General features: G+C 61.4%; 13 protein-coding genes. 7 read left to right on the top strand and 6 right to left on the bottom strand.

The genetic code is table 11. The annotated features are described in order from the left end of the window. The first annotated feature begins 7 nt into the window (after positions 1 to 7). Entirely contained in the window at positions 8 to 961 is a 954-nt protein-coding gene (gene fmt, locus CEJ45_RS10845) for a methionyl-tRNA formyltransferase (RefSeq protein WP_088755133.1), read from the top strand. Between the two features lie 86 nt (positions 962 to 1,047). On the opposite strand, the gene CEJ45_RS10840 is transcribed toward fmt, so the two are convergent. Beyond that, the gene (locus tag CEJ45_RS10840) at positions 1,048 to 1,647 is read right to left on the bottom strand and encodes a phosphorylase family protein (protein WP_088755132.1); all 600 of its coding nucleotides are present in this window, start codon (positions 1,645 to 1,647) and stop codon (positions 1,048 to 1,050) included. 200 nt (positions 1,648 to 1,847) lie between these two features. Here CEJ45_RS10840 and metH point away from each other — a divergent pair, with 200 nt between their 5' ends. Beyond that, the gene (gene metH / locus CEJ45_RS10835) at positions 1,848 to 5,591 is read left to right on the top strand and encodes a methionine synthase (protein ID WP_088755131.1); all 3,744 of its coding nucleotides are present in this window, start codon (positions 1,848 to 1,850) and stop codon (positions 5,589 to 5,591) included. Between the two features lie 133 nt (positions 5,592 to 5,724). Beyond that, positions 5,725 to 6,009 (top strand): WGR domain-containing protein, encoded by a 285-nt coding sequence (locus CEJ45_RS10830; protein ID WP_034336458.1) that lies wholly within the window; start codon positions 5,725 to 5,727, stop codon positions 6,007 to 6,009. 29 nt (positions 6,010 to 6,038) lie between these two features. On the opposite strand, the gene CEJ45_RS10825 is transcribed toward CEJ45_RS10830, so the two are convergent. Then, positions 6,039 to 6,950, bottom strand: coding sequence for a DMT family transporter (locus CEJ45_RS10825; protein WP_088755130.1), 912 nt, complete (start codon positions 6,948 to 6,950; stop codon positions 6,039 to 6,041). 109 nt (positions 6,951 to 7,059) lie between these two features. On the opposite strand from CEJ45_RS10825, the gene CEJ45_RS10820 reads away from it, so the two are divergent. Continuing rightward, positions 7,060 to 7,530 (top strand): Lrp/AsnC family transcriptional regulator, encoded by a 471-nt coding sequence (locus CEJ45_RS10820; protein WP_088755129.1) that lies wholly within the window; start codon positions 7,060 to 7,062, stop codon positions 7,528 to 7,530. Between the two features lie 375 nt (positions 7,531 to 7,905). Continuing rightward, positions 7,906 to 8,841 carry a LysR family transcriptional regulator gene (locus tag CEJ45_RS10815; RefSeq protein ID WP_088755128.1) on the top strand — a complete coding sequence of 312 codons (936 nt, stop codon included), beginning with the start codon at positions 7,906 to 7,908 and terminating at the stop codon, positions 8,839 to 8,841. 59 nt (positions 8,842 to 8,900) lie between these two features. On the opposite strand, the gene CEJ45_RS10810 is transcribed toward CEJ45_RS10815, so the two are convergent. From CEJ45_RS10810 to CEJ45_RS10795, 4 genes are all read right to left on the bottom strand, one after another. Then, positions 8,901 to 9,608, bottom strand: a complete 708-nt coding sequence (locus CEJ45_RS10810; RefSeq protein WP_088755127.1) for an SDR family NAD(P)-dependent oxidoreductase — start codon at positions 9,606 to 9,608, stop codon at positions 8,901 to 8,903. 68 nt (positions 9,609 to 9,676) lie between these two features. Next, a complete protein-coding gene (locus CEJ45_RS10805) occupies positions 9,677 to 10,396 on the bottom strand; it encodes a carboxymuconolactone decarboxylase family protein (RefSeq protein ID WP_088755126.1) in 720 nt (239 codons plus the stop codon). Between the two features lie 5 nt (positions 10,397 to 10,401). Then, positions 10,402 to 10,806 (bottom strand): nuclear transport factor 2 family protein, encoded by a 405-nt coding sequence (locus CEJ45_RS10800; RefSeq protein ID WP_088755125.1) that lies wholly within the window; start codon positions 10,804 to 10,806, stop codon positions 10,402 to 10,404. A gap of 127 nt (positions 10,807 to 10,933) precedes the next feature. After that, positions 10,934 to 11,644, bottom strand: coding sequence for an SDR family NAD(P)-dependent oxidoreductase (locus tag CEJ45_RS10795; protein ID WP_088755124.1), 711 nt, complete (start codon positions 11,642 to 11,644; stop codon positions 10,934 to 10,936). A 1,096-nt stretch (positions 11,645 to 12,740) separates the two neighbouring features. Here CEJ45_RS10795 and CEJ45_RS10790 point away from each other — a divergent pair. Further along, positions 12,741 to 17,447, top strand: a complete 4,707-nt coding sequence (locus tag CEJ45_RS10790; RefSeq protein ID WP_088755123.1) for a YDG domain-containing protein — start codon at positions 12,741 to 12,743, stop codon at positions 17,445 to 17,447. Positions 17,448 to 17,455: 8 nt separating this feature from the next. Then, positions 17,456 to 19,150, top strand: coding sequence for a ShlB/FhaC/HecB family hemolysin secretion/activation protein (locus tag CEJ45_RS10785; RefSeq protein WP_088755122.1), 1,695 nt, complete (start codon positions 17,456 to 17,458; stop codon positions 19,148 to 19,150). Positions 19,151 to 19,378 lie beyond the last annotated feature (228 nt).

The following is a 19,378-nucleotide window of genomic DNA, read 5'->3' as shown; positions in this document are numbered from 1 at the left end:
GTTTTTCATGAAGATCATTTTTGCCGGCACGCCGGAATTCGCCGCCGTCGCGCTCGAAGCGCTGTACGCCGCCGGTCACGAGATCACGCTGGTGCTGACCCAGCCCGACCGTCCCGCCGGACGCGGCATGCAGCTGCAGGCCTCGCCCGTGAAGCAGTGTGCGATCAAGCACGGCACGCCGGTGGCACAGCCGGTCTCCTTGCGCCTGAACGGCAAGTATCCGGACGTGGCGCAGGAAGCCCACGCCCTGCTGCAATCGACCCCGCATGACGTGATGGTGGTGGCCGCCTATGGCCTGATCCTGCCGCGCAGCGTGCTCGACATCCCGCGCCTGGGCTGCATCAACATCCACGGCTCGCTGCTGCCGCGCTGGCGGGGCGCCGCCCCCATCCATCGCGCCATCGAGGCCGGTGACGCCGAGACCGGCATCACCATCATGCAGATGGAAGAGGGCCTCGACACCGGCCCCATGATGCTCATCGAAAGCCTCCCCATCGCCGAAGACGACACCACCGGCAGCCTGCATGACAAGCTGGCCGCGCTGGGCGGCAAGATGATCGTGGAAGCCATCGCCCGGCTGGAGCAGGGCACGCTGCCGGCCACGCCGCAGCCGGAAGAAGGGGCCAACTACGCCGCCAAGATCGCCAAGGAGGAGGCCGCGCTCGACTTCACCCAAAGTGCCGAGCAACTGGCCCGCCGCATCCGCGCCTTCAATCCCTTCCCCGGCGCGACCGGCCGGTTTGGCGATACCGTGGTCAAGCTGTGGCAGGCGCGTCCGGTCAAGGTGGCACAGCCTGGCGAGCCGGGCCAGGTGCTGTCGGCCGATGCCCAGGCCGGCATCGTGGTGGCCTGTGGCGAAGGCGCATTGCTGCTGACGGAACTGCAGAAGCCGGGCGGCAAGCGCCTGCCGGCGGCGGAATTCCTGAAGGGCTTCCCGCTGGAAGGCGGCCGCTTCGCCTGAGCGTCGCGACCACCTTCAGGCAGGCATGAGGACTTTGGTTCAGGCGCGAACTAAGTCCTCCCTCCGGACGTGAATGCCTGCGCGACTCAACGCGCCTGTTCTCCCTCGAACTGCCTGAGCACCAGCGGCAGATGCCGCCAGAACAGTTCCTCGCCCAGATGCACGCGCGCTTGCCAGTCATCGGCCGCATCGTCATCGGCCCCATCGGTGATGAACTTGAAGGCCCGCCACGGCAAGCCAAAGTGCCGGCACACGCGGGCGATGGCAAACAATTCCATATCCACCAGATCGACCTTCTGTTCCAGCAGCCAGTCATCGGCCGCCGTCACGAAGCTGTCGCCGGTGCCGCACAGCACGCCGGGATAGCCGGAATCCAGGCGTGCCGGCTGTTGCTCCTGGTTCATCAGCGGCGTCACCCCGCGCGGTGCCAGCGGCATGGCTGCCATGTCGCGCTGGATGACGGATGCCACTTCCAGCAGCCCGTCGTGCCCCGGATCGATCTTGCCGGCCGTGCCGAAATTGATGAGTGCACGCGGGCGATGGGTCAGGATGGCCTGGGTCGCATGCAGGGCGGCGTTGACCTTGCCCACGCCGCAATAGACCACCTTGACCCCCGCCGGGGCGGCGGCGGCATCGAGTTCACTTTCCAGGGCGGTCAGGATGAGGATGGGCGGGTGATCTGGCATGGGGATAAGTAGTTAACAATTTGCAACTAAGCCCCGCCCGCGAAGCCTGCCGGGAGGCGGGGGGAGGGTGCTTTGGCGTATAATCGGGTTCACTTTTTGCCTGTGGAACCGGTCCTTTTCTGGCCGGTTTTTTTATCCGCAACGTCTTTGCGTGCGGGATCAGGCCTCGCATTGTTGCCGTTACCAGAGAAAAACGCCAGATGAAGCCGAACGAACTGTGCCAGACCGAATTGCTGCTGCGCGACCTGATGTCGCAGCGCATCCTCATCCTCGATGGTGCGATGGGCACCATGATCCAGCGCTACAAGCTGACCGAAGAGGATTATCGCGGCCAGCGTTTCGCCGACTTCAGCGTTCCCGGCAAGGATCTCTTCGTCAAGGGCAACAATGAACTGCTCTCGCTGACCCAGCCGCACATCATCCAGGAAATCCACGAGCAATACCTGGCTGCCGGTGCCGACCTGATCGAGACCAATACCTTCGGCGCCACCAGCGTGGCCCAGGACGATTACCACATGGCGCACTTGGTCTACGAGATGAACGTGGAATCGGCGCGCCTGGCCCGTGCGGCCTGCGACAAGTACTCGACCCCGGACAAGCCGCGCTTCGTGGCCGGTGCCCTCGGCCCCACGCCCAAGACGGCCTCCATCTCGCCAGACGTCAACGACCCGGCCGCGCGCAACGTCACCTTCGATCAGCTGGTGGCGGCCTACCTGGAGCAGACCCGTGCGCTGGTCGAAGGCGGTGCCGACGTGCTGCTGGTCGAGACCATCTTCGACACGCTCAACTGCAAGGCGGCTTTGTTCGCCATTGATACTTTCTTCGAAGAGAGCGGCAAGCGCCTGCCCATCATGATCTCGGGCACCGTCACCGATGCATCCGGCCGCATTCTCTCGGGCCAGACCGTGACCGCCTTCTGGAACTCCATCCGCCATGCGCGCCCGCTGACCGTGGGCCTGAACTGCGCCCTCGGTGCGGCCCTGATGCGCCCCTATGCGGAAGAGCTCTCCAAGATCGCCGACACCTACGTCTGCATCTACCCCAACGCCGGCCTGCCCAATCCGATGAGTGACACCGGCTTCGATGAAACCCCGGATGTCACCTCGGCCCTGTTGAAGGAATTCGCCGAGAGCGGTTTCGTCAACGTCGCCGGCGGCTGCTGCGGCACTACGCCGCCGCACATCAAGGCCATTGCCGAGACGGTCGCCACGATCGCCCCGCGCAAGCTGCCCGAGCCCACGCACGAGATGCGCCTGTCGGGCCTGGAGCCCTTCACCATCAATGACCAGTCGCTCTACGTGAACGTCGGCGAGCGCACCAACGTCACCGGCTCCAAGGCCTTCGCCCGCCTGATCCTCAACGAGCAATACGACGAAGCCCTGGCGGTGGCCCGCCAGCAGGTCGAGAACGGTGCGCAGATCATCGACATCAACATGGATGAGGCGATGCTTGACTCGGTCGCCGCCATGACGCGCTTCCTCAACCTGATCGCCTCCGAGCCCGACATCGCACGCGTGCCCATCATGATCGACTCCTCCAAGTGGGAAGTCATCGAAGCGGGCCTGAAGTGCGTGCAGGGCAAGTCCATCGTCAACTCCATCTCGATGAAGGAAGGCGAGGAGAAATTCCTGCGCGAAGCCAAGTTGTGCCGCCGCTATGGTGCGGCCGTCATCGTCATGGCCTTCGACGAAGTGGGCCAGGCCGATACCTTCGCCCGCAAGATCGAGATCTGCGAACGCGCCTATCGCCTGCTGGTGGACAAGCTGGACTTCCCGCCCGAAGACATCATCTTCGACCCCAACATCTTTGCCGTCGCCACCGGCATCGAGGAACACAACAACTACGCGGTCGACTTCATCGAAGCCACCCGCTGGATCCACCAGAACCTGCCCTACGCCAAGATCAGCGGCGGTGTCTCCAACGTGTCCTTCAGCTTCCGCGGCAATGACCCGGCGCGCGAAGCGATCCATACCGTCTTCCTGTATCACGCCATCAAGGCCGGCATGACCATGGGCATCGTCAATGCCGGCATGATCGGCGTCTATGACGACCTGCCGGCCGAGCTGCGCGAGCGTGTGGAAGACGTGGTCCTGAACCGCCGCGAAGACGCCACCGAGCGCATGATCGAATACGCCGCCACGCTCAAGGCCGGCGACAAGAAGGAAGAAGCCACCCTCGAATGGCGCAACCTGCCGGTGGCCAAGCGCCTCTCGCATGCGCTGGTGCACGGCATCACGCAGTGGATCGTGGAAGACACCGAAGAGGTGCGCCAGCAGGTCGCCGCCGATGGCGGCCGTCCCATCCACGTGATCGAAGGTCCGCTGATGGATGGCATGAACGTGGTCGGCGACCTGTTCGGCCAGGGCAAGATGTTCCTGCCGCAGGTGGTCAAGTCGGCGCGCGTGATGAAGCAGGCCGTGGCGCACCTGATCCCCTTCATCGAAGAAGAGAAGCGCCAGCTCGAAATCGCCACCGGTGAAGTCGCCAAGCCCAAGGGCAAGATCGTCATCGCCACCGTCAAGGGCGATGTCCACGACATCGGCAAGAACATTGTCACCGTCGTCCTCCAGTGCAACAACTTCGAGGTCGTCAACATGGGCGTGATGGTGCCCTGCGCCGAGATCCTGGCCAAGGCCAAGGAAGAGAAGGCCGACATCATCGGCCTCTCCGGCCTGATCACCCCGTCGCTGGAAGAGATGGCGTATGTCGCCAAGGAAATGCAGCGCGATCCGTATTTCGCGGGTCTCAAGATGCCGCTGATGATCGGCGGTGCCACGACCTCGCGTGCCCACACGGCCGTCAAGATCGCCCCCAACTACGAAGGCCCGGTGGTCTACGTGCCGGACGCCTCGCGTGCCGTGTCGGTGGCGCAATCGCTGCTGGCCGACGAGCAGAAGACGCAGTACGTGGCCGACCTCAACGCCGACTACGAACGCATCCGCGAACAGCACGCCAGCAAGAAGGCCGCGCCCATGCTGCCGCTGGCGGCAGCCCGCGCCAACAAGACCAAGCTGGAATTCGCCCCGGTCAAGCCCAAGTTCATCGGCCGTCGCCTGTTCAAGAATGTGGACCTGGGTTTGCTGGCCAACTATATCGACTGGGGTCCGTTCTTCCAGACCTGGGACCTGGCCGGCCCTTACCCAGCTATCCTCACCGATGAAGTCGTGGGCGAAGCCGCGACCAAGGTCTTCCAGGAAGCCCAGGCCATGCTGAAGAAGATCATCGATGGCCGCTGGCTCACCGCCAACGGCGTCATCTCGCTGCTGCCGGCCAACACCGTCAATGATGATGACATCGAGATCTACACCGACGACAGCCGCAGCCAGGTCGCCTTCACCTATTACGGCCTGCGCCAGCAGACCGAGAAGCCGGTGGTCGATGGCGTGGCGCGTCCCAACCAGTGCCTGTCGGACTTCATCGCACCCAAGGCATCGGGCGTGCAGGATTACATCGGCATGTTTGCCGTGACCGCCGGCCTGGGTATCGAGAAATACGAAAAGCGCTTCGAGGATGCCCACGACGACTACTCTTCGATCATGCTCAAGGCCCTGGCGGACCGCCTGGCCGAAGCCTTCGCCGAATACCTGCATGAACGCGTGCGCAAGGACCTGTGGGGCTATGCGGCCGATGAGAACCTGAGCAGCACCGATCTCATCAAGGAAAAATATCTCGGCATCCGTCCCGCCCCCGGCTATCCGGCCTGCCCGGAGCACACCGTCAAGGCGGACGCTTTCCGCGTCATGCAGTGCGACGAGATCGGCATGCAGTTGACCGAGTCGTACGCCATGTTCCCCGGCGCCTCGGTGTCGGGCTTCTACTTCGCGCATCCGCAGTCGAAGTACTTCGTGGTCGGCAAGATCGGCGAAGACCAGGTCGTGGATATGGCAGAGCGCCGCCATGTGCCCAAGGAAGAGGTGGAACGCTGGCTGGCGCCGAACCTGTAAATAGTTGACGGAATCGCCGTCCGGCCCGGTGCCGGGCGCTTAGTTTCATTTCCGGACTATTGCCGTTGGTTCTTGTATTCCCTCGCCGTCCTGCTATCATCCACGCCCGCCGTTCCGTAGCCCTGTTTTTGCCATGATCGATTCCGCTGACCACGTCACCCATGCACTGCCCGTGACCGTGGCCACGCGCCTGCACTTCACCGACGGCAAGACGCGCGCCATTTTCACGGTGGACCTGGTGCAGGACCTGCTGGGCGACTGGGTGCTCACCCAGGCCTGGGACGGCATCGAAGGCCGCAGCGCCGTGCGCCGGGTGGTGGTGGCCGGGCATGAGGAGGGCTTGCGGATGCTGCAGAAGATTGCGCGGCACAAGGAGCGATTGGGGTTCCGGCCGGTGCATCTTTATCACGTGGGCTGAAGCTGCCCGCCTTCCGCTCTCAGCTGCGATCACTTCGATGGCGCAATTCCTTGCATCCCTTTGGATGGCTGTGCCAACACGACGATATTGCCCAGCAACGCGATGCTGGTCCCTGCGATCAATGGCAGCGTCACGGCCACGCCCTCCCTGATGACCGACATGAAGATCGCCACCACCGGGACAAGAACGAAGGAAAATGATGCCCTGGCAGGGCCTGTGCGTTTGATCAGTTCGAAGTAGAGCAGGAAAGCGGCCACCGAGCCGGCCAGGACCAGGTACGCCAGTCCTCCCAAATAAGACGCCGAGTACGCCGACACGATCGCCGCACCTTCCATCGAAGCGACCGCCAGGCAGGACGCGCCGCTGAACAAGAGCCCCCAGCCAACGGTGGCGATACCCCAGATTCCATTGACCCGATTGCGCGCACCGATGGCCGTTCCCGCTGCCGTCGAGAATGCCGCCATCAGGGCCCAAGCCAGACCGAGCATCAGTTCGTGCCGGAAGGACGGGTCGACGATCAGCTGTCCCATCCCGCCGCCGAAGACAATGAAGATGCCCAATACCCCGAAGCCCATGCCGACCTTGTCGGTGGTCGTCGGTATGTCTCCCGTCAAAATGCGTGAGAGAAGTGCCGTGATCATCGGCGAAATCGACAGTACCAAGGCCACCAGTCCGCTGGGGATGTGCAGAACTGCGTTGTAAAAGGCTACGTAGGCCAGGCCGAACATGGCGATGCCTTGCATTGCCACCCAGGCCACGTGGCGGCGCTCAAGATGCAGGCGTTTCCCGCTTCCCCAGGCGATCAACAGCAAAATCACACCCGCACCCAACATGCGATGACCTACCCCGACGATGGGGAGGACTTCCGCATTCTGTGACAGGACCATGGAAGAGCCGAGCCCGACGAGCAGGGCATTGAGGAAAAGAAGTAAGGTAGTCATGCGTGCAGAATACGCTCACCGAAGGAGCGGATTTAGCTAAAATCATTGCTGCGAGCTGTCGGATGTAGTGAAAAAAACCAAATTTTTAGATTAGCTTTTTGGGGGGCACATGACTCTGGATAAATTCAACATACAGATCCTGCGGGCGTTGCAAGAGAATGCGCACCTGACCATCCAGGAATTGTCCGAGCGCGTCGGGCTCTCGCCGACGCCCTGCGCGCGCCGGGTCAAGCAGATGGAAGAGGACGGGATCATCAAGCGATACGTGGCACTGGTCGATGGTCCTAAAATCGGTCTCGGGCTGACCGCATTCATTCACGTGCGATTGCGCACCCAAAGCAAGAAGGCGGTGGATGCCTTCGAGGCGGCGATCAGGAACATGTCGGAGATCATGACCTGCCATCTGGTCACGGGAAATTACGACTACCTGCTGATGCTGCGCGTTGAAAGTGTCGACGCTTGCCGCAAGTTCATCCGGGACAGGCTGATCATCATCGACAGCGTTGGCGAAACCGAGACCAGCATTTCGCTGGAAGAAACCAAACTGACGACGGCGCTGCCATTGCCTGGCCATCACTGAGCGTCTTTGCACATCGATCATGGCGATCTGATACTGGCATGCCCGGACATGCAGCATCGGAAACCGAGTCGTTCATGATTGCATGCCGGGGATGCCCACCAGGTATATCGCCGGCGCTTGCAGAGGTATGGCCTACAACAACGCGAACATGGAAGAGCCCGCGAGAAAGGCCCGAGTGCAACCATTGGGCGAGATGATGCTTCACGGACCAAGGCGAATTCGGTATCGTGTCTTGGGCGGGGCTTGCGCAACGTGCGACGATCGCTGCAGGATGCTCAAACCGCGGTTCTCCAGAACATCGGGAATAGACGCGTTCGCCAGTCGTCCCCATCACCTGCAGAAGTCAAGATTCGCGAAACAATTACAAGGGCAAGCATGCACGTCCAGACCTTACGCTATTTCATGATGGTCGCCACCTCCGGCAGCTTCCTGGCAACGGCACGTCATTTTGAAGTGCCGGCCTCGTCGGTATCGCGTGCCATCTCGTCGCTGGAGACGGAACTCGGCCAACAGCTTTTTTACCGCAGCACGCGTGCCGTGCGTCTTACCGAACAGGGGCAGCGTTACTATGCGAACGTACGGCCAGCGGTCGAACTTCTGGATTCCGCATCCGACCAGTTCGAGGACACGAACAAAGGCATCCGCGGGCTGCTCAAGATCAACGCGCCCGATTCGCTGGGCCGACTGCATATCTCTCACCTGGTCAACCAGCTGCAAGACAAGTATCCGGATCTGCTGGTCGAACTGACGCTGACCAATACCTTCATCGATCCGGTGCTGGAGGGCGCCGACGTGACCATCCGCGTGGGCGGCCTGGTCGACTCCGGCTTGATCGGCAAGACCGTTTGTTCCCTGCACTACGTGCTGGCCGCAAGTCCGCAGTATCTCCATGAGCGCGGCATCCCGCAAACGCCGGAGGATCTCCTGCAGCACAATTGCTTGCTGTACAAAGGCCTGCGGGAACCGCAGCGATGGCACTTCAGGCGCGCTTCCAACGAAGCATTCGAACCCCTGGTCGTGGGCGGCCCGTTACGCAGCAACAATTCCGAAGTGCTCATCAACGCTGCACTGGCCGGACGTGGCATCGTGCTGATGCCGACATGGCTTTATTCGCCGGCCAGTTTCACCGAAGGACGGCTGGTGGCGCTGCTGCAGGACTGGGAGATATCGGCTTATGCCGACCCGCACTACATCCAGATTCTCTCGCCGGAAAATCGGCTGCGCTCGCAAAAGGTACGCGAGGTCTCCGCCTTCCTCGTCAATGCAATCGGATCGCCGCCCTATTGGGACCGCATGTTTCCTGGCGCTTAGTTCGGCTTTGCAACTATCGCAGATTCCACGATCGCTGCACTGCCCTGCCTACCAAGGCGTCAGCGGCCTGCGTGTCGGCCACCGTCCACGTGCACGACCTCGCCGGTGATGAAACCTGCCGCCTCCAGAAACATAATGGCGTCGGCCACTTCGCTCGCCTCACCGATGCGGCCCAGCGGATGGAAGCGCCCAAGCATGGCGTGATCTTTCCCCGCTTGCATCGGCGTGCTGGTGGCTCCCGGTGCAACCGCATTGAAGCGAATGCGCTTTTCTGCATATTCGATCGCCAGTGCCCGGGTGGCCGCGTTGAGTCCGCCCTTGGTGAGTGCAGCCAATCCTGAGTAAGCGCCCTTGATGCCGTTGTCGATGCTGCCGGTCACGGTGATGACATGGCCACCGTCCTGCTTCTCGATTTCGGCCAGGGCCAGCTGGGTGATGTGGAAGAAACCGGCCATGTTGACGTTCATGATGGCGTTGTAGTCCTCCAGGGTATTTTCGGTAAAGGGCTTGCCGATGTAGATGCCGGCGTTGTTGACCAGCGTATCGACACGGCCGAAGCTTGCAAGGGCTTGCTCGACCACGCGCTGTGCGGTGGAGCGCTCGCCGATGTCGCCGGCCACCGTCATGACGTCGGCGTCATCGGACGGCTTGATCGAGCGCGAGGTGGCCAGCACGCGATAGTCGAGCTTGCGATAGGTCTTGACGATTTCAGCGCCAATGCCCTGGGATGCGCTGGTCACGATGGCGACCTTTTGTGTTGTATTCATGATTGATCTGTCCTTTCGGTAATGAATGGAATGCGATTGGCCAGTGGAGCGATGTCTTGTGAGTGCCGTCAGTCAGGTCGGCTTTCAAACACATCCTTTACGACTGCCAGCGCTGTATAGGCACTCGACCAGCCTGAATAGAATGCAATGTGCGTCAGCAGCTCCGACAGCTCCGCCCGGCTCACGCAGTGATCCAGCGCTCGATTGACATAGAAGGCCAGCTGCGCTGTCTGGGCGGTGGCAATGACCGAGCAGATGGTGATGAGGCAGCGGTCGCGCAGCGACAGCTCCGGACTGCGCCATACATCCTGAAACAGGACATCGCTGGTGAGCTGCACCAGGCCGGGCGCGACCTGTCCGAACTTGTGCATGGCCGCAGCATGGCGCCGCTGTTCGAGCTGTTCATCGATCGGATGCGGCCCGGCATCGATGGACGCAAACGGCGTGGCATCCATGCCGCGCTGATGGAAGACCGCGCGCACCACATCGACTGCCGCCATCGCATTGGCCCAGCCGGAATAGAAGGCCAGATGCGCCACCATGGCTGAGATTTCACCAGGGGTTACACCGTGATCGAGCGCAACGTTGAGGTAGAACGGCATGTCTGCGCTCTGGTTGCGCGCGATCAGGACCGAGAGGGTGATGACGCTGCGGTCACGTACCGAGAGATGCGGCCGTTTCCACAGATCGCCCAGCACGACCTCCGTTGTATATCGTTCAAACGAAGGCGAGACATCCTGTGCGCCGGGCAGCGCAGCTGCGTTCGACAGCAAGCTTGCGTGATCCATGATGGTCAGGCTGCCGGGACGAGGCGCATCGCCTGGAAACCCAGCTTGGTGGCGAAGATCTCCTGGATCAGGACAGCATCAGGCAGGGGACGCCACGCCACCTCGATATGATCGATCAGGCCGTTCTCATCGAGGTGGAGATGCTCGTTCCCCTTGACGGTGATTCCCTTGCACGTAAAGCTGAAAAACACGGCGACATCGCGCTCCGAGGCGAAGCTCAGGTTGACTTCGAGTGCATCGATGGTCGCCAGGAAGCCGCTCAGGATCTGTACCACGGCCTCCTTGCCCAGCGTGGGTTCGGGGAAGATCGGTCCATGCAGGACGATGTCGTCGGACAGGTGCGCAACGATTCCCTGCGCATCCTTGTTGGCCAAGGCCTTGAAATAGTCGGTGACGTGTGCGGTGTTCATTTGCTTGATTCCTTCTGAAAAATGGCGGCATGTCGGCCACCATGAGCACCATGGAAAATGCTTTGGCAGCGCAATGGCGTGATATCGGGCCACGCTGGTGACTCGGCCCCTTGAAGCGGATGGGCGCTTAACGGCCGGCGTGCTGGCCGCCGTCCACGTGGATGATTTCGCCTGTAATGAATTCGGCGCTTTCCAGGAAGGTGATGGCATTGGCCACTTCGCTGGCCTCGCCGATGCGGCCCAGCGGATGGTATTTGCCGAAGAACTGGAGATTTTCTTCTGCATGCATCGGCGTCCTGATGACGCCGGGTGCGACGGCGTTGAAGCGGATGCGCTTTTCCGCATACTCGATGGCCAGTGCGCGGGTGGCCGCGTTGAGCCCACCCTTGGTCAGCCCGGCCAATCCGGTGTAGACACCGCCGCTCATGCCATTGTCGATGCTGCCGGTGACGGTGACGACATGGCCGCCTTGCTGCTTTTCGATCTCGGCCAGGGCCAGCTGGGTGATGTGGAAGAAGCCGGCCATGTTCACGTTCATGATGGCGTTGTAGTCCTCCACGGTATGTTCGGTAAAGGGCTTGCCGATGTAGATGCCGGCGTTGTTGACCAGCGTATCGATGCGGCCGAAGCGGGCGAGGGCTTCGGCGACCACGCGCTGTGCGGTGGAACGGTCGCCGATGTCACCGGCTACGGTGATGACCTCGGCATCATCGGACGGCTTGATCGAACGCGAAGTGGCCAGCACGCGATAACCGAGCTTGCGATACGCCTTGACGATCTCAGCGCCGATGCCTTGCGATGCGCCGGTGACGATGGCGACTTTTTTTGCTGTACTCATGATTGACCTCTTGGGGAATGTTGGGATCGATTCGAACTCGACAGGGAAAATGATAGGAGCGCACCTTCCCGACAACAATCCGCCTGCGCGGCAATTCATTTTTGCGAAAACAGCATTTGAGCCGGCGGCTCTTGCAAGACTATGGAGTGCAGGGCGGCGGGAGCCGCCTCTGCTCGCAGTAAACATGTGCCGATGACACCGTTCCGATGGGACGGCTGCAATTGGGCTTCCAAAAATAATTTCGGGACAATCACAATGGGGGTTGTTGACCAGCGGTTGGTCCGATCTGGACTGGGTAGCGATATCCAGTGGCACAGTCTCATTGAAGACCTGCTTGAGGACAAGCAGCCGTACCCGGTGGTACGAAGCGGGCGGGATACTACCGGCCTGCCTTGCCGTCAGCTCTATGGCTCTTTGGACGAGCTTTCCACGTGCAACAAGCCATCCGCAGGCATCAGTCCAATTGGACTATTGACCACAGGAATCATAAAGTCAAAAATACCGACCTGATTTTGCAGTTTCAGGCTGGCCTCGCCGCCAAGGTCAACGTGCTTTCAAGTTAATGCTCCGACAGGCTCTTTAGCGTTGAGCGCCTGGTGCTATAAGGCGTGCCAGCGCGCCGAAATCTTTCCACAGCCGCCCGAACGAAATAAACCCAATATCTGGAGCAGCTGAGGAAAGCCGAATTCAGTCGACTCCCCAATGGCTGTCGGTTGCACAACTTCTTGCCATAGCCTGCCGAGGCGTATGGAGAGGCGAACACTATCATTTCAAATTTTCCTGAGCAGCTGCAAGCTACTGTCTGAGCGCGCCTCACTCAATGATACGAAGCGACCTGGCATGACGTGATATGGGCTGGAGCGTCGGACCGCAAATCGAAAGCCATAGCGATTTGCAATCAATTCATTAAACATAAAACTTAAAAAATTGTTCATCGCATTTCACTGCATCCAAGTTTTTTCAGAAAATCGCTCGACCAAACACCAACTGAAAAAGTTAGTTGCAAACGGTTTCTAATTAAATAAAGCATGCATTCGTACCCGCTGTCGTGAGGGATTCTGCAAGCGGGGGCGATCCGTCTACAGGGGAAAAAATCATGACAGGCCACGCCTCGTTGAACCGCATCTATCGGCTCGTCTGGAGTACCGTACACCAGGCCTGGGTCGCCGTATCGGAGGTCTCGCGCAGCCAGGGAAAAAGCCGGAACCGACAGCGATTGGCGGCGGCATTGTTGATGTCACCGCTGCTGGCGCAGGCCGGGCCTGTGGGCGGACAGGTGACCGCAGGCTCGGGCAGCATCGCGCAGTCCGGGACGACCACCACGGTCACGCAGTCCAGCCAGAGCATGTCCGCGAACTGGCAATCGTTCAACACCGCCCGTGGCGAGACGGTCAATTTCGTCCAGCCCTCGGCCAGTGCAGTGGCGGTCAACCGTATCCATGACACCAACCCGACGCAATTCTTCGGCCAGCTCAATGCCAATGGCCAGGTCTATCTCATCAATCCCAACGGCATCCTGTTTGGCGCAGGTGCACAGGTCAATGTCGGCGGACTGGTGGCCTCGACGCTGGACATGAGTGATGCCAGCCTCGCCAGTGCCAGCCGCCGATTCAGCGGCAACGGCACAGGAAGCATCGTCAACCAGGGCGACATCAACGTCGCCTCCGGTGGCTATGTTGCCTTCATTGGCAACACGGTCAGCAACCAGGGAAACATCACTGCACCGTCCGGCGCGGTGATGCTGGGAGCGGGCAACGACGTCACGCTCACCTTCGCCGATACCAGCCTGGTGAAACTGCAGGTCAACCAGAACACCCTGGACAGTCTCGCGGAAAATGGCGGCCTGATTCGCGTCGACGGCGGTAGCGTTGTGATGTCCGCCGGTGCCAAGGATGCGGTACTGGCCAGCGTGGTCAACAACACCGGCATCATCGAAGCGCGCAGCGTCCAGAACGTCAACGGCACCATCATCCTGGACGGTGGCAACCGCGGATCCGTCAGCAACAGCGGCAGGCTCGATGCTTCCGGAAAGAACACCGGCCAGACCGGCGGAACCGTCAAGGTACTTGGCCACGACGTCACGCTGGCAGCCGGTAGCAGTATCGACATCTCCGGCGACACAGGAGGAGGCACCGCACTGGTAGGTGGCAATTTCCTGGGAGCCGGGCCGGAGCAGAATGCGCAGGCCACGACCGTAGCCGTCGGGGCCACCATCAATGCCGATGCCATCTCGAATGGCAACGGCGGCAATGTGGCGATCTGGTCGGATGGCAGCACCATCTTCAACGGCAGCATCACTGCGCGCGGCGGCAAGGAGGGCGGAAACGGCGGGCAGGTCGAGACGTCCGGGGAGCATCTGACGGTCGGCAAGCCGGCCGTCGTCAATACGCTCGCGCCGAAGGGGAAGGTCGGCAGCTGGTTGCTGGATCCCCAGGACATGAGTATCTACTACGACCAGGATCCCAATTCGTTCGGAGATATTTCCGGGGCGCAGATCACGGCGGCATTGCAATACAGTGATGTGACGATCAAGACCGGCCCCACCGTCAGCTGCACCAACGTATCAGGCTGCGGCGCAGGAATCTCGGGCAATGGCGATATCAACCTGGTCGACGGTGTATTGATCGGCGGTATGAATTGGACAAGCGGTACCACGCTGACCCTCAGCGCCTATCGCAATATCAATTTGGGTTACGGCACCTTAATCGATGCTAGCGTCGGCAATGGCAACATTGTCCTGCGTGCCGATAACACCGGAACCGGCACAGGCAGCGTCAAGTTCGATGCCAATGCGCTGGGCGTGCAGGGCAATAACGGTTATACCAAGATCTACTACAACCCGGATGATTATTTCCATCCTACTGACTTCAGTCTCTTTGTCACCATGATTGGATCGGGCCAATTCAACGCCTACATGGCGATCAACCTCACTGCGGGCATTGTGAGCAAGACCTATGATGGGACCACCACGGCCACCCTGAGCGGTGCCATCAACCCCATGGTGACCCCGCCATGGGTGACGATCAATACGTCCGGCGCCATCGCCACGTTCAATGACCGGTTCGCCGGGACAAACAAGGCGGTGACCATCAGTGGTGTCACCCTGAGCGGTCCGGACTCGGGCAAGTACTTCCTCAATGGACTCGACGGCAAGACGGGGACGATCAACAAAGCCAACCTGACCGTCAATGGCGGCCTGACGGCCAACGACAAGACCTACAACGGCACGACCACCGCGACGATCTCGGGCACGGCCTCGGTAGCGGCGTTCGGCAGTGATTCGGTGTCGGTCTCGTTGAGCAGCGCCAACTTCAGCGACAAGAACGCCGGCACCAACAAGGCGGTGACGGCCACGTATGTCCTGACGGGCTCGGATTCCAACAACTACAACCTGATCCAGCCGACCGGCCTGACGGCCAACATCAACAAGGCCAACGTCACGGTCACGGGCGCAACTGCCAACAGCAAGACCTATGACGGCACCACGACGGCGACGGTGTCTGGCGGGACCGTGACCGCTTTCGGCAGCGATGCGATTTCGTTGTCCTTGAGCAGCGCCAATTTCAGCGACAAGAACGCCGGTAGCAACAAGGGCGTGGGGGCGACGTATGTGCTCACCGGTACGGACGCCAACAACTACAACCTCATTGATCCGACCGGGCTGACGGCCACAATCAACAAGGCCAACCTGACCGTGGGCGGCATCAGCGCAAGCGACAAGACCTACGACACCACAACCTCGGCCACGCTGAGCGGGACAGCCAGCGTCACGGCGCTGGGTAGCGATGTGGTCTCGGTCACGGGCACCGGGGTGGGTACGTTCATCAACAAGAACGCGGGCAGCAACAAGGCCGTCACGGTGAGCGGTTATAGCCTGACCGGCAGCGATGCCGGCAACTACAACATCGTCCAGCCGACCGGCCTGACGGCCACGATCAACAAGGCCAGCCTGAACGTCTCCGGCGTCACCGCCAACAACAAGACCTACGATGCCACCACAGCAGCCACCCTCGCCGGCACGGCCAGCGTCACGGCACTGGGCAGCGATGTGGTCTCGGTGACAGGCAGCGGCGTGGGAACGTTCGCCAACAAGAATGCCGGCAGCGGCAAGGCGGTCGCGGTGAGCGGCTACTCCCTCACCGGCGCCGATGCATCCAACTACAACATCGTCCAGCCGACCGGCCTGGTGGCCACGATCAGCAAGGCCGACCTGGTCGTGGGCGGCGTGAGCGCCAGCAACAAGACCTACGATGCCACCACCACCGCTACGCTGGCCGGTACAGCCAGCGTAGCGGCGCTGGGCAGCGATGTGGTCTCGGTGACAGGCGGGGTGGGCGCGTTCGGCGACAAGAACGCAGGCAGCAACAAGGCCGTCACGGTCACCGGCTACACCCTCGGCGGCGCCGACGCCGGCAACTACAACCTCATCCAGCCCACCGGCCTGACTGCCACGATCAGCAAGGCCGATCTCAACGTCAATGGCATCAGCGCCAACAGCAAGACCTATGACGCCTCCACGAACGCGAGCTTGAGCGGTACGGCCAGCGTCGCCGCCCTGGGCAGCGACGTGGTCTCGGTCAGCGGTACCGGCGCAGGAAGCTTCGCGGACAAGAATGCCGGCATCAACAAGGCCGTCATCGTATCGGGATACACGCTCACGGGCAGCGATGCCGGCAATTACAACCTCATCCAGCCCACCGGCCTGACCGCCACGATCAACAAGGCCAATCTCGGTGTGAGCGGTGTAGGTGCCAGCGACAAGACTTATGACGCCACGACCACTGCGACCCTGACCGGTACGGCCAGTGTCGCTGCGCTTGGCAGCGACGTGGTCTCGCTTGCAGGCACCGGCGTGGGCACGTTTGCTGACAAGAACGCCGGCACCGGCAAGACCGTGAACGTGACCGGTTTCACGCTCACCGGCAGCGACGCCGGCAATTACAACATCGTGCAGCCCACCGGGCTGACCGCCACGATCAACAAGGCCAGCCTGACGCCGACCGGTGGCGTGACCGTCAACAGCAAGGTCTATGACGGCACTACGGTGGCCACGGTATCCGGAGCGGCCAGCGTGACTGCCCTGGGTGCAGATGCCGTCACCCTGGTCGCATCAGGGCGCTTCAATGACAAGAATGTCGGCAGCAACAAGGCGGTGACGGTGACTTATGCGCTGGCCGGAGCCGATAGTGGCAACTACGATGTGGTGCAGCCTGCGAGCCAGACGGCAAACATCACGCCAGCGCCGCTGGTGGTCAGCGGCATCACGGCCGGCAACAAGACCTTTGATGGAACCACCAGCGCCAGCATCAACGCAGCCAATGCGCTGCTGGGCGGGAAAGTGAGTGGCGACGACGTGACGGTGACCGCCAGCGGGGCCTTCACGGATCCCGCTGTGGGCAACGGCAAGCTGGTCAACCTCTTCAGCAGGTATGGTGGTGCCGACGCCGGCAACTACATGATCACCGATCAGACCTCGACGCTGGCCAACATCCTTGCGGTAGCGGCGGCATCCCCGGTGGCATCCTCGTCATCCGCGAATCTGCCGCCGCAGGTGCGCGACACGGTCACGCAGGTGCAATCGTCGGTCCTGTCCCCGCAGTCGGCTTCCCGGCCCCAGTCGCTGACGCTTTCGCCGACGCTCACGGTGAGATCCGAAGCGCGTGACGATGCGAGAAACGACGAGGTGAGCCGGGCCGCCAACATCGATCTTGGTCGCACGAACCTGGGCGCAATCGGTCCGTTGCTGCAAATCCGCAATGGCGGTACACAACTGCCGGACGACATTTCCAGAACAGCAGAATAAGATTTTTCATGAAATACGTATCCGCCTCATCCCTGATCGCCATGCCCGTCTCGGCGGCGCTCCTGTTGGTCTCTCCTGCCTGGGCTGCCGGTCCGGGGGCACCTGCCGACGCCGGGTCGCTGCTGCAGGAATTGCAGCCGTCACCGGGCACAGCACCCTTGCCCAATCAACCGGACCTGCGGATCGAATCGAAGGACAGCGCCGCGCTGCCTGCCTCCGCGCCTTTCCTGGTGAAGGAAATTCGTATCGTCGGCAACACGGCCTTCGACACCGCGACACTGCATGCCCTGGTCGCAGACCAGCAAGGAAAGACGCTGACGCTGGTCGAGCTAGGTGCCTTGGCCGCACGCATCAGTACGTATTACCAGCAGCGTGGCTACCCTTTGGCGCGGGCCATTATTCCTGCGCAGACCATTGCCGAGGGGGTGGTCGTGATCCAGGTGGTCGAGGCCCGCTATGGATCCGTCAATTTCTCCAATGGCAGCCGGGTCAATACCGGGTTGCTGGAATCCATCCTGTCACCGCTGCAGAACGGGCAGCCGGTTTCCGAGACGGAGCTGGACCGTGCCCTGCTGCTGCTGTCCGATGTGCCCGGGGTGGGGGTGAATGCGGTACTCAAGCCGGGCGAAGCGGTCGGCACTTCCGATCTCGATGTCGATGCCACGCACAAGGAGGTCGGTGCGGGCAGCATCTCGATCGACAATTATGGCAATCGCTACATCGGCAGGGCCCGCGTCAGCGGTACGGCCAGTTTGTTCAACCCGCTTCGTCACGGTGATGTCCTGTCGGCCAACCTGGTCAGTACGGGCGAGCACATGGCCTACGGGCGCCTCAGTTACGACACGCTGCTCAACGGCGCGGGCACGCGCGCCGGTGCTGCTTACTCGCAGGTGCATTACAAGCTGGGCGGCAACGTCGATTCGCTGGATGCCCACGGCAACGCCATGGTGACCAGCCTGTGGCTCAAGCATCCCGTGGTGCGTGGCAAGGACTACAACGTGTTCGCCCAGATCCAGTACGATGCCAAGACACTGGAAGACCGCATAGGGGCCACCGGTCTGCGTACCGATCGCCATCTCGACAACTGGCTGTTGAGCCTGTCGGGCAATCTGCGTGACAGTTTCCTCGGTAGCGCCGTGAGCGCGTGGGGTGTGGGCTGGACCGCCGGACGTGTGGGCTTCGACGACGCTGCAGCAGCGTCATCGGATGCAGCCAGTGCGCAGACACGCGGGGGGTTCTCCAAATGGAACGTCAACTTCTCCCGGCTGCAGACGCTGGACAGGAACCATTCCCTCTTCGTCAATGTGGCCGCGCAATGGGCCGATACCAACCTCGATTCGGCCGAAAAGATGAGCATCGGCGGTCCCTACAGCGTGCGTGCCTATGATGTGGGTGCCATCTCCGGCGATACCGGTTATCTCGCCAGCGTCGAACTGCGGCGTGACATGGGGCGCGTGGCCGACGGCAACCTGCAAGCCCTGGCCTTCATCGACAGTGCGCGCGTGAGGATCAATCGCCGTCCCTGGACCACCGGCGACAACAGCGTCAGCTTGTCTGGCATCGGCGTGGGCCTGCGCTGGAGCAGCGATTCGCTGTGGGAAGCCAGCGTCTTCCTGGCGACCAAGGTCGGGTCGTCGAGCTCGTCGTTGCTGGCTGCATCGTCCTCTAGCCGGGGGTGGGTGGTTGTTGGCAAGGGGTTCTGACTTCTCTATATGCTGATTGACTCGCAGTCCGTCATCATCGGGCAATGCTGCTTTGTAGAACTCGAGAGTGGCGCTTGAGTCGCTAACCGCGAACTTGATGTGATCCAATATCGGCATTACCTCCTTCTTTCTGGATTTGAGAGGAATAGATCAGCCAAGACCATGCCGACACGATTGTATACTCCAGTCCACGGTGGCTTGGTCAATGGTCGCATGTACAGGCGAGTC

The organism is Herbaspirillum aquaticum (genome assembly GCF_002213425.1).
In the GTDB taxonomy this organism is placed as follows: Bacteria; Pseudomonadota; Gammaproteobacteria; order Burkholderiales; family Burkholderiaceae_D; genus Herbaspirillum; species Herbaspirillum aquaticum.
Note: the sequence above shows the minus strand (reverse complement) of the source record. Positions and strands in the feature narration are given on the sequence as shown.

What these genes read in the sequence shown, in the direction of transcription:
- CEJ45_RS10805 (WP_088755126.1), bottom strand. Translation starts at nt 10,396, where the DNA reads ATGGATCACGCAAGCTTGCTGTCGAACGCAGCTGCGCTGCCCGGCGCA.
- CEJ45_RS10830 (WP_034336458.1), top strand. Translation starts at nt 5,725, where the DNA reads ATGATCGATTCCGCTGACCACGTCACCCATGCACTGCCCGTGACCGTG.
- fmt (WP_088755133.1), top strand. Translation starts at nt 8, where the DNA reads ATGAAGATCATTTTTGCCGGCACGCCGGAATTCGCCGCCGTCGCGCTC.
- CEJ45_RS10810 (WP_088755127.1), bottom strand. Translation starts at nt 9,608, where the DNA reads ATGAATACAACACAAAAGGTCGCCATCGTGACCAGCGCATCCCAGGGC.
- CEJ45_RS10825 (WP_088755130.1), bottom strand. Translation starts at nt 6,950, where the DNA reads ATGACTACCTTACTTCTTTTCCTCAATGCCCTGCTCGTCGGGCTCGGC.
- CEJ45_RS10800 (WP_088755125.1), bottom strand. Translation starts at nt 10,806, where the DNA reads ATGAACACCGCACACGTCACCGACTATTTCAAGGCCTTGGCCAACAAG.
- CEJ45_RS10795 (WP_088755124.1), bottom strand. Translation starts at nt 11,644, where the DNA reads ATGAGTACAGCAAAAAAAGTCGCCATCGTCACCGGCGCATCGCAAGGC.
- CEJ45_RS10820 (WP_088755129.1), top strand. Translation starts at nt 7,060, where the DNA reads ATGACTCTGGATAAATTCAACATACAGATCCTGCGGGCGTTGCAAGAG.
- metH (WP_088755131.1), top strand. Translation starts at nt 1,848, where the DNA reads ATGAAGCCGAACGAACTGTGCCAGACCGAATTGCTGCTGCGCGACCTG.
- CEJ45_RS10785 (WP_088755122.1), top strand. Translation starts at nt 17,456, where the DNA reads ATGAAATACGTATCCGCCTCATCCCTGATCGCCATGCCCGTCTCGGCG.
- CEJ45_RS10815 (WP_088755128.1), top strand. Translation starts at nt 7,906, where the DNA reads ATGCACGTCCAGACCTTACGCTATTTCATGATGGTCGCCACCTCCGGC.
- CEJ45_RS10790 (WP_088755123.1), top strand. Translation starts at nt 12,741, where the DNA reads ATGACAGGCCACGCCTCGTTGAACCGCATCTATCGGCTCGTCTGGAGT.
- CEJ45_RS10840 (WP_088755132.1), bottom strand. Translation starts at nt 1,647, where the DNA reads ATGCCAGATCACCCGCCCATCCTCATCCTGACCGCCCTGGAAAGTGAA.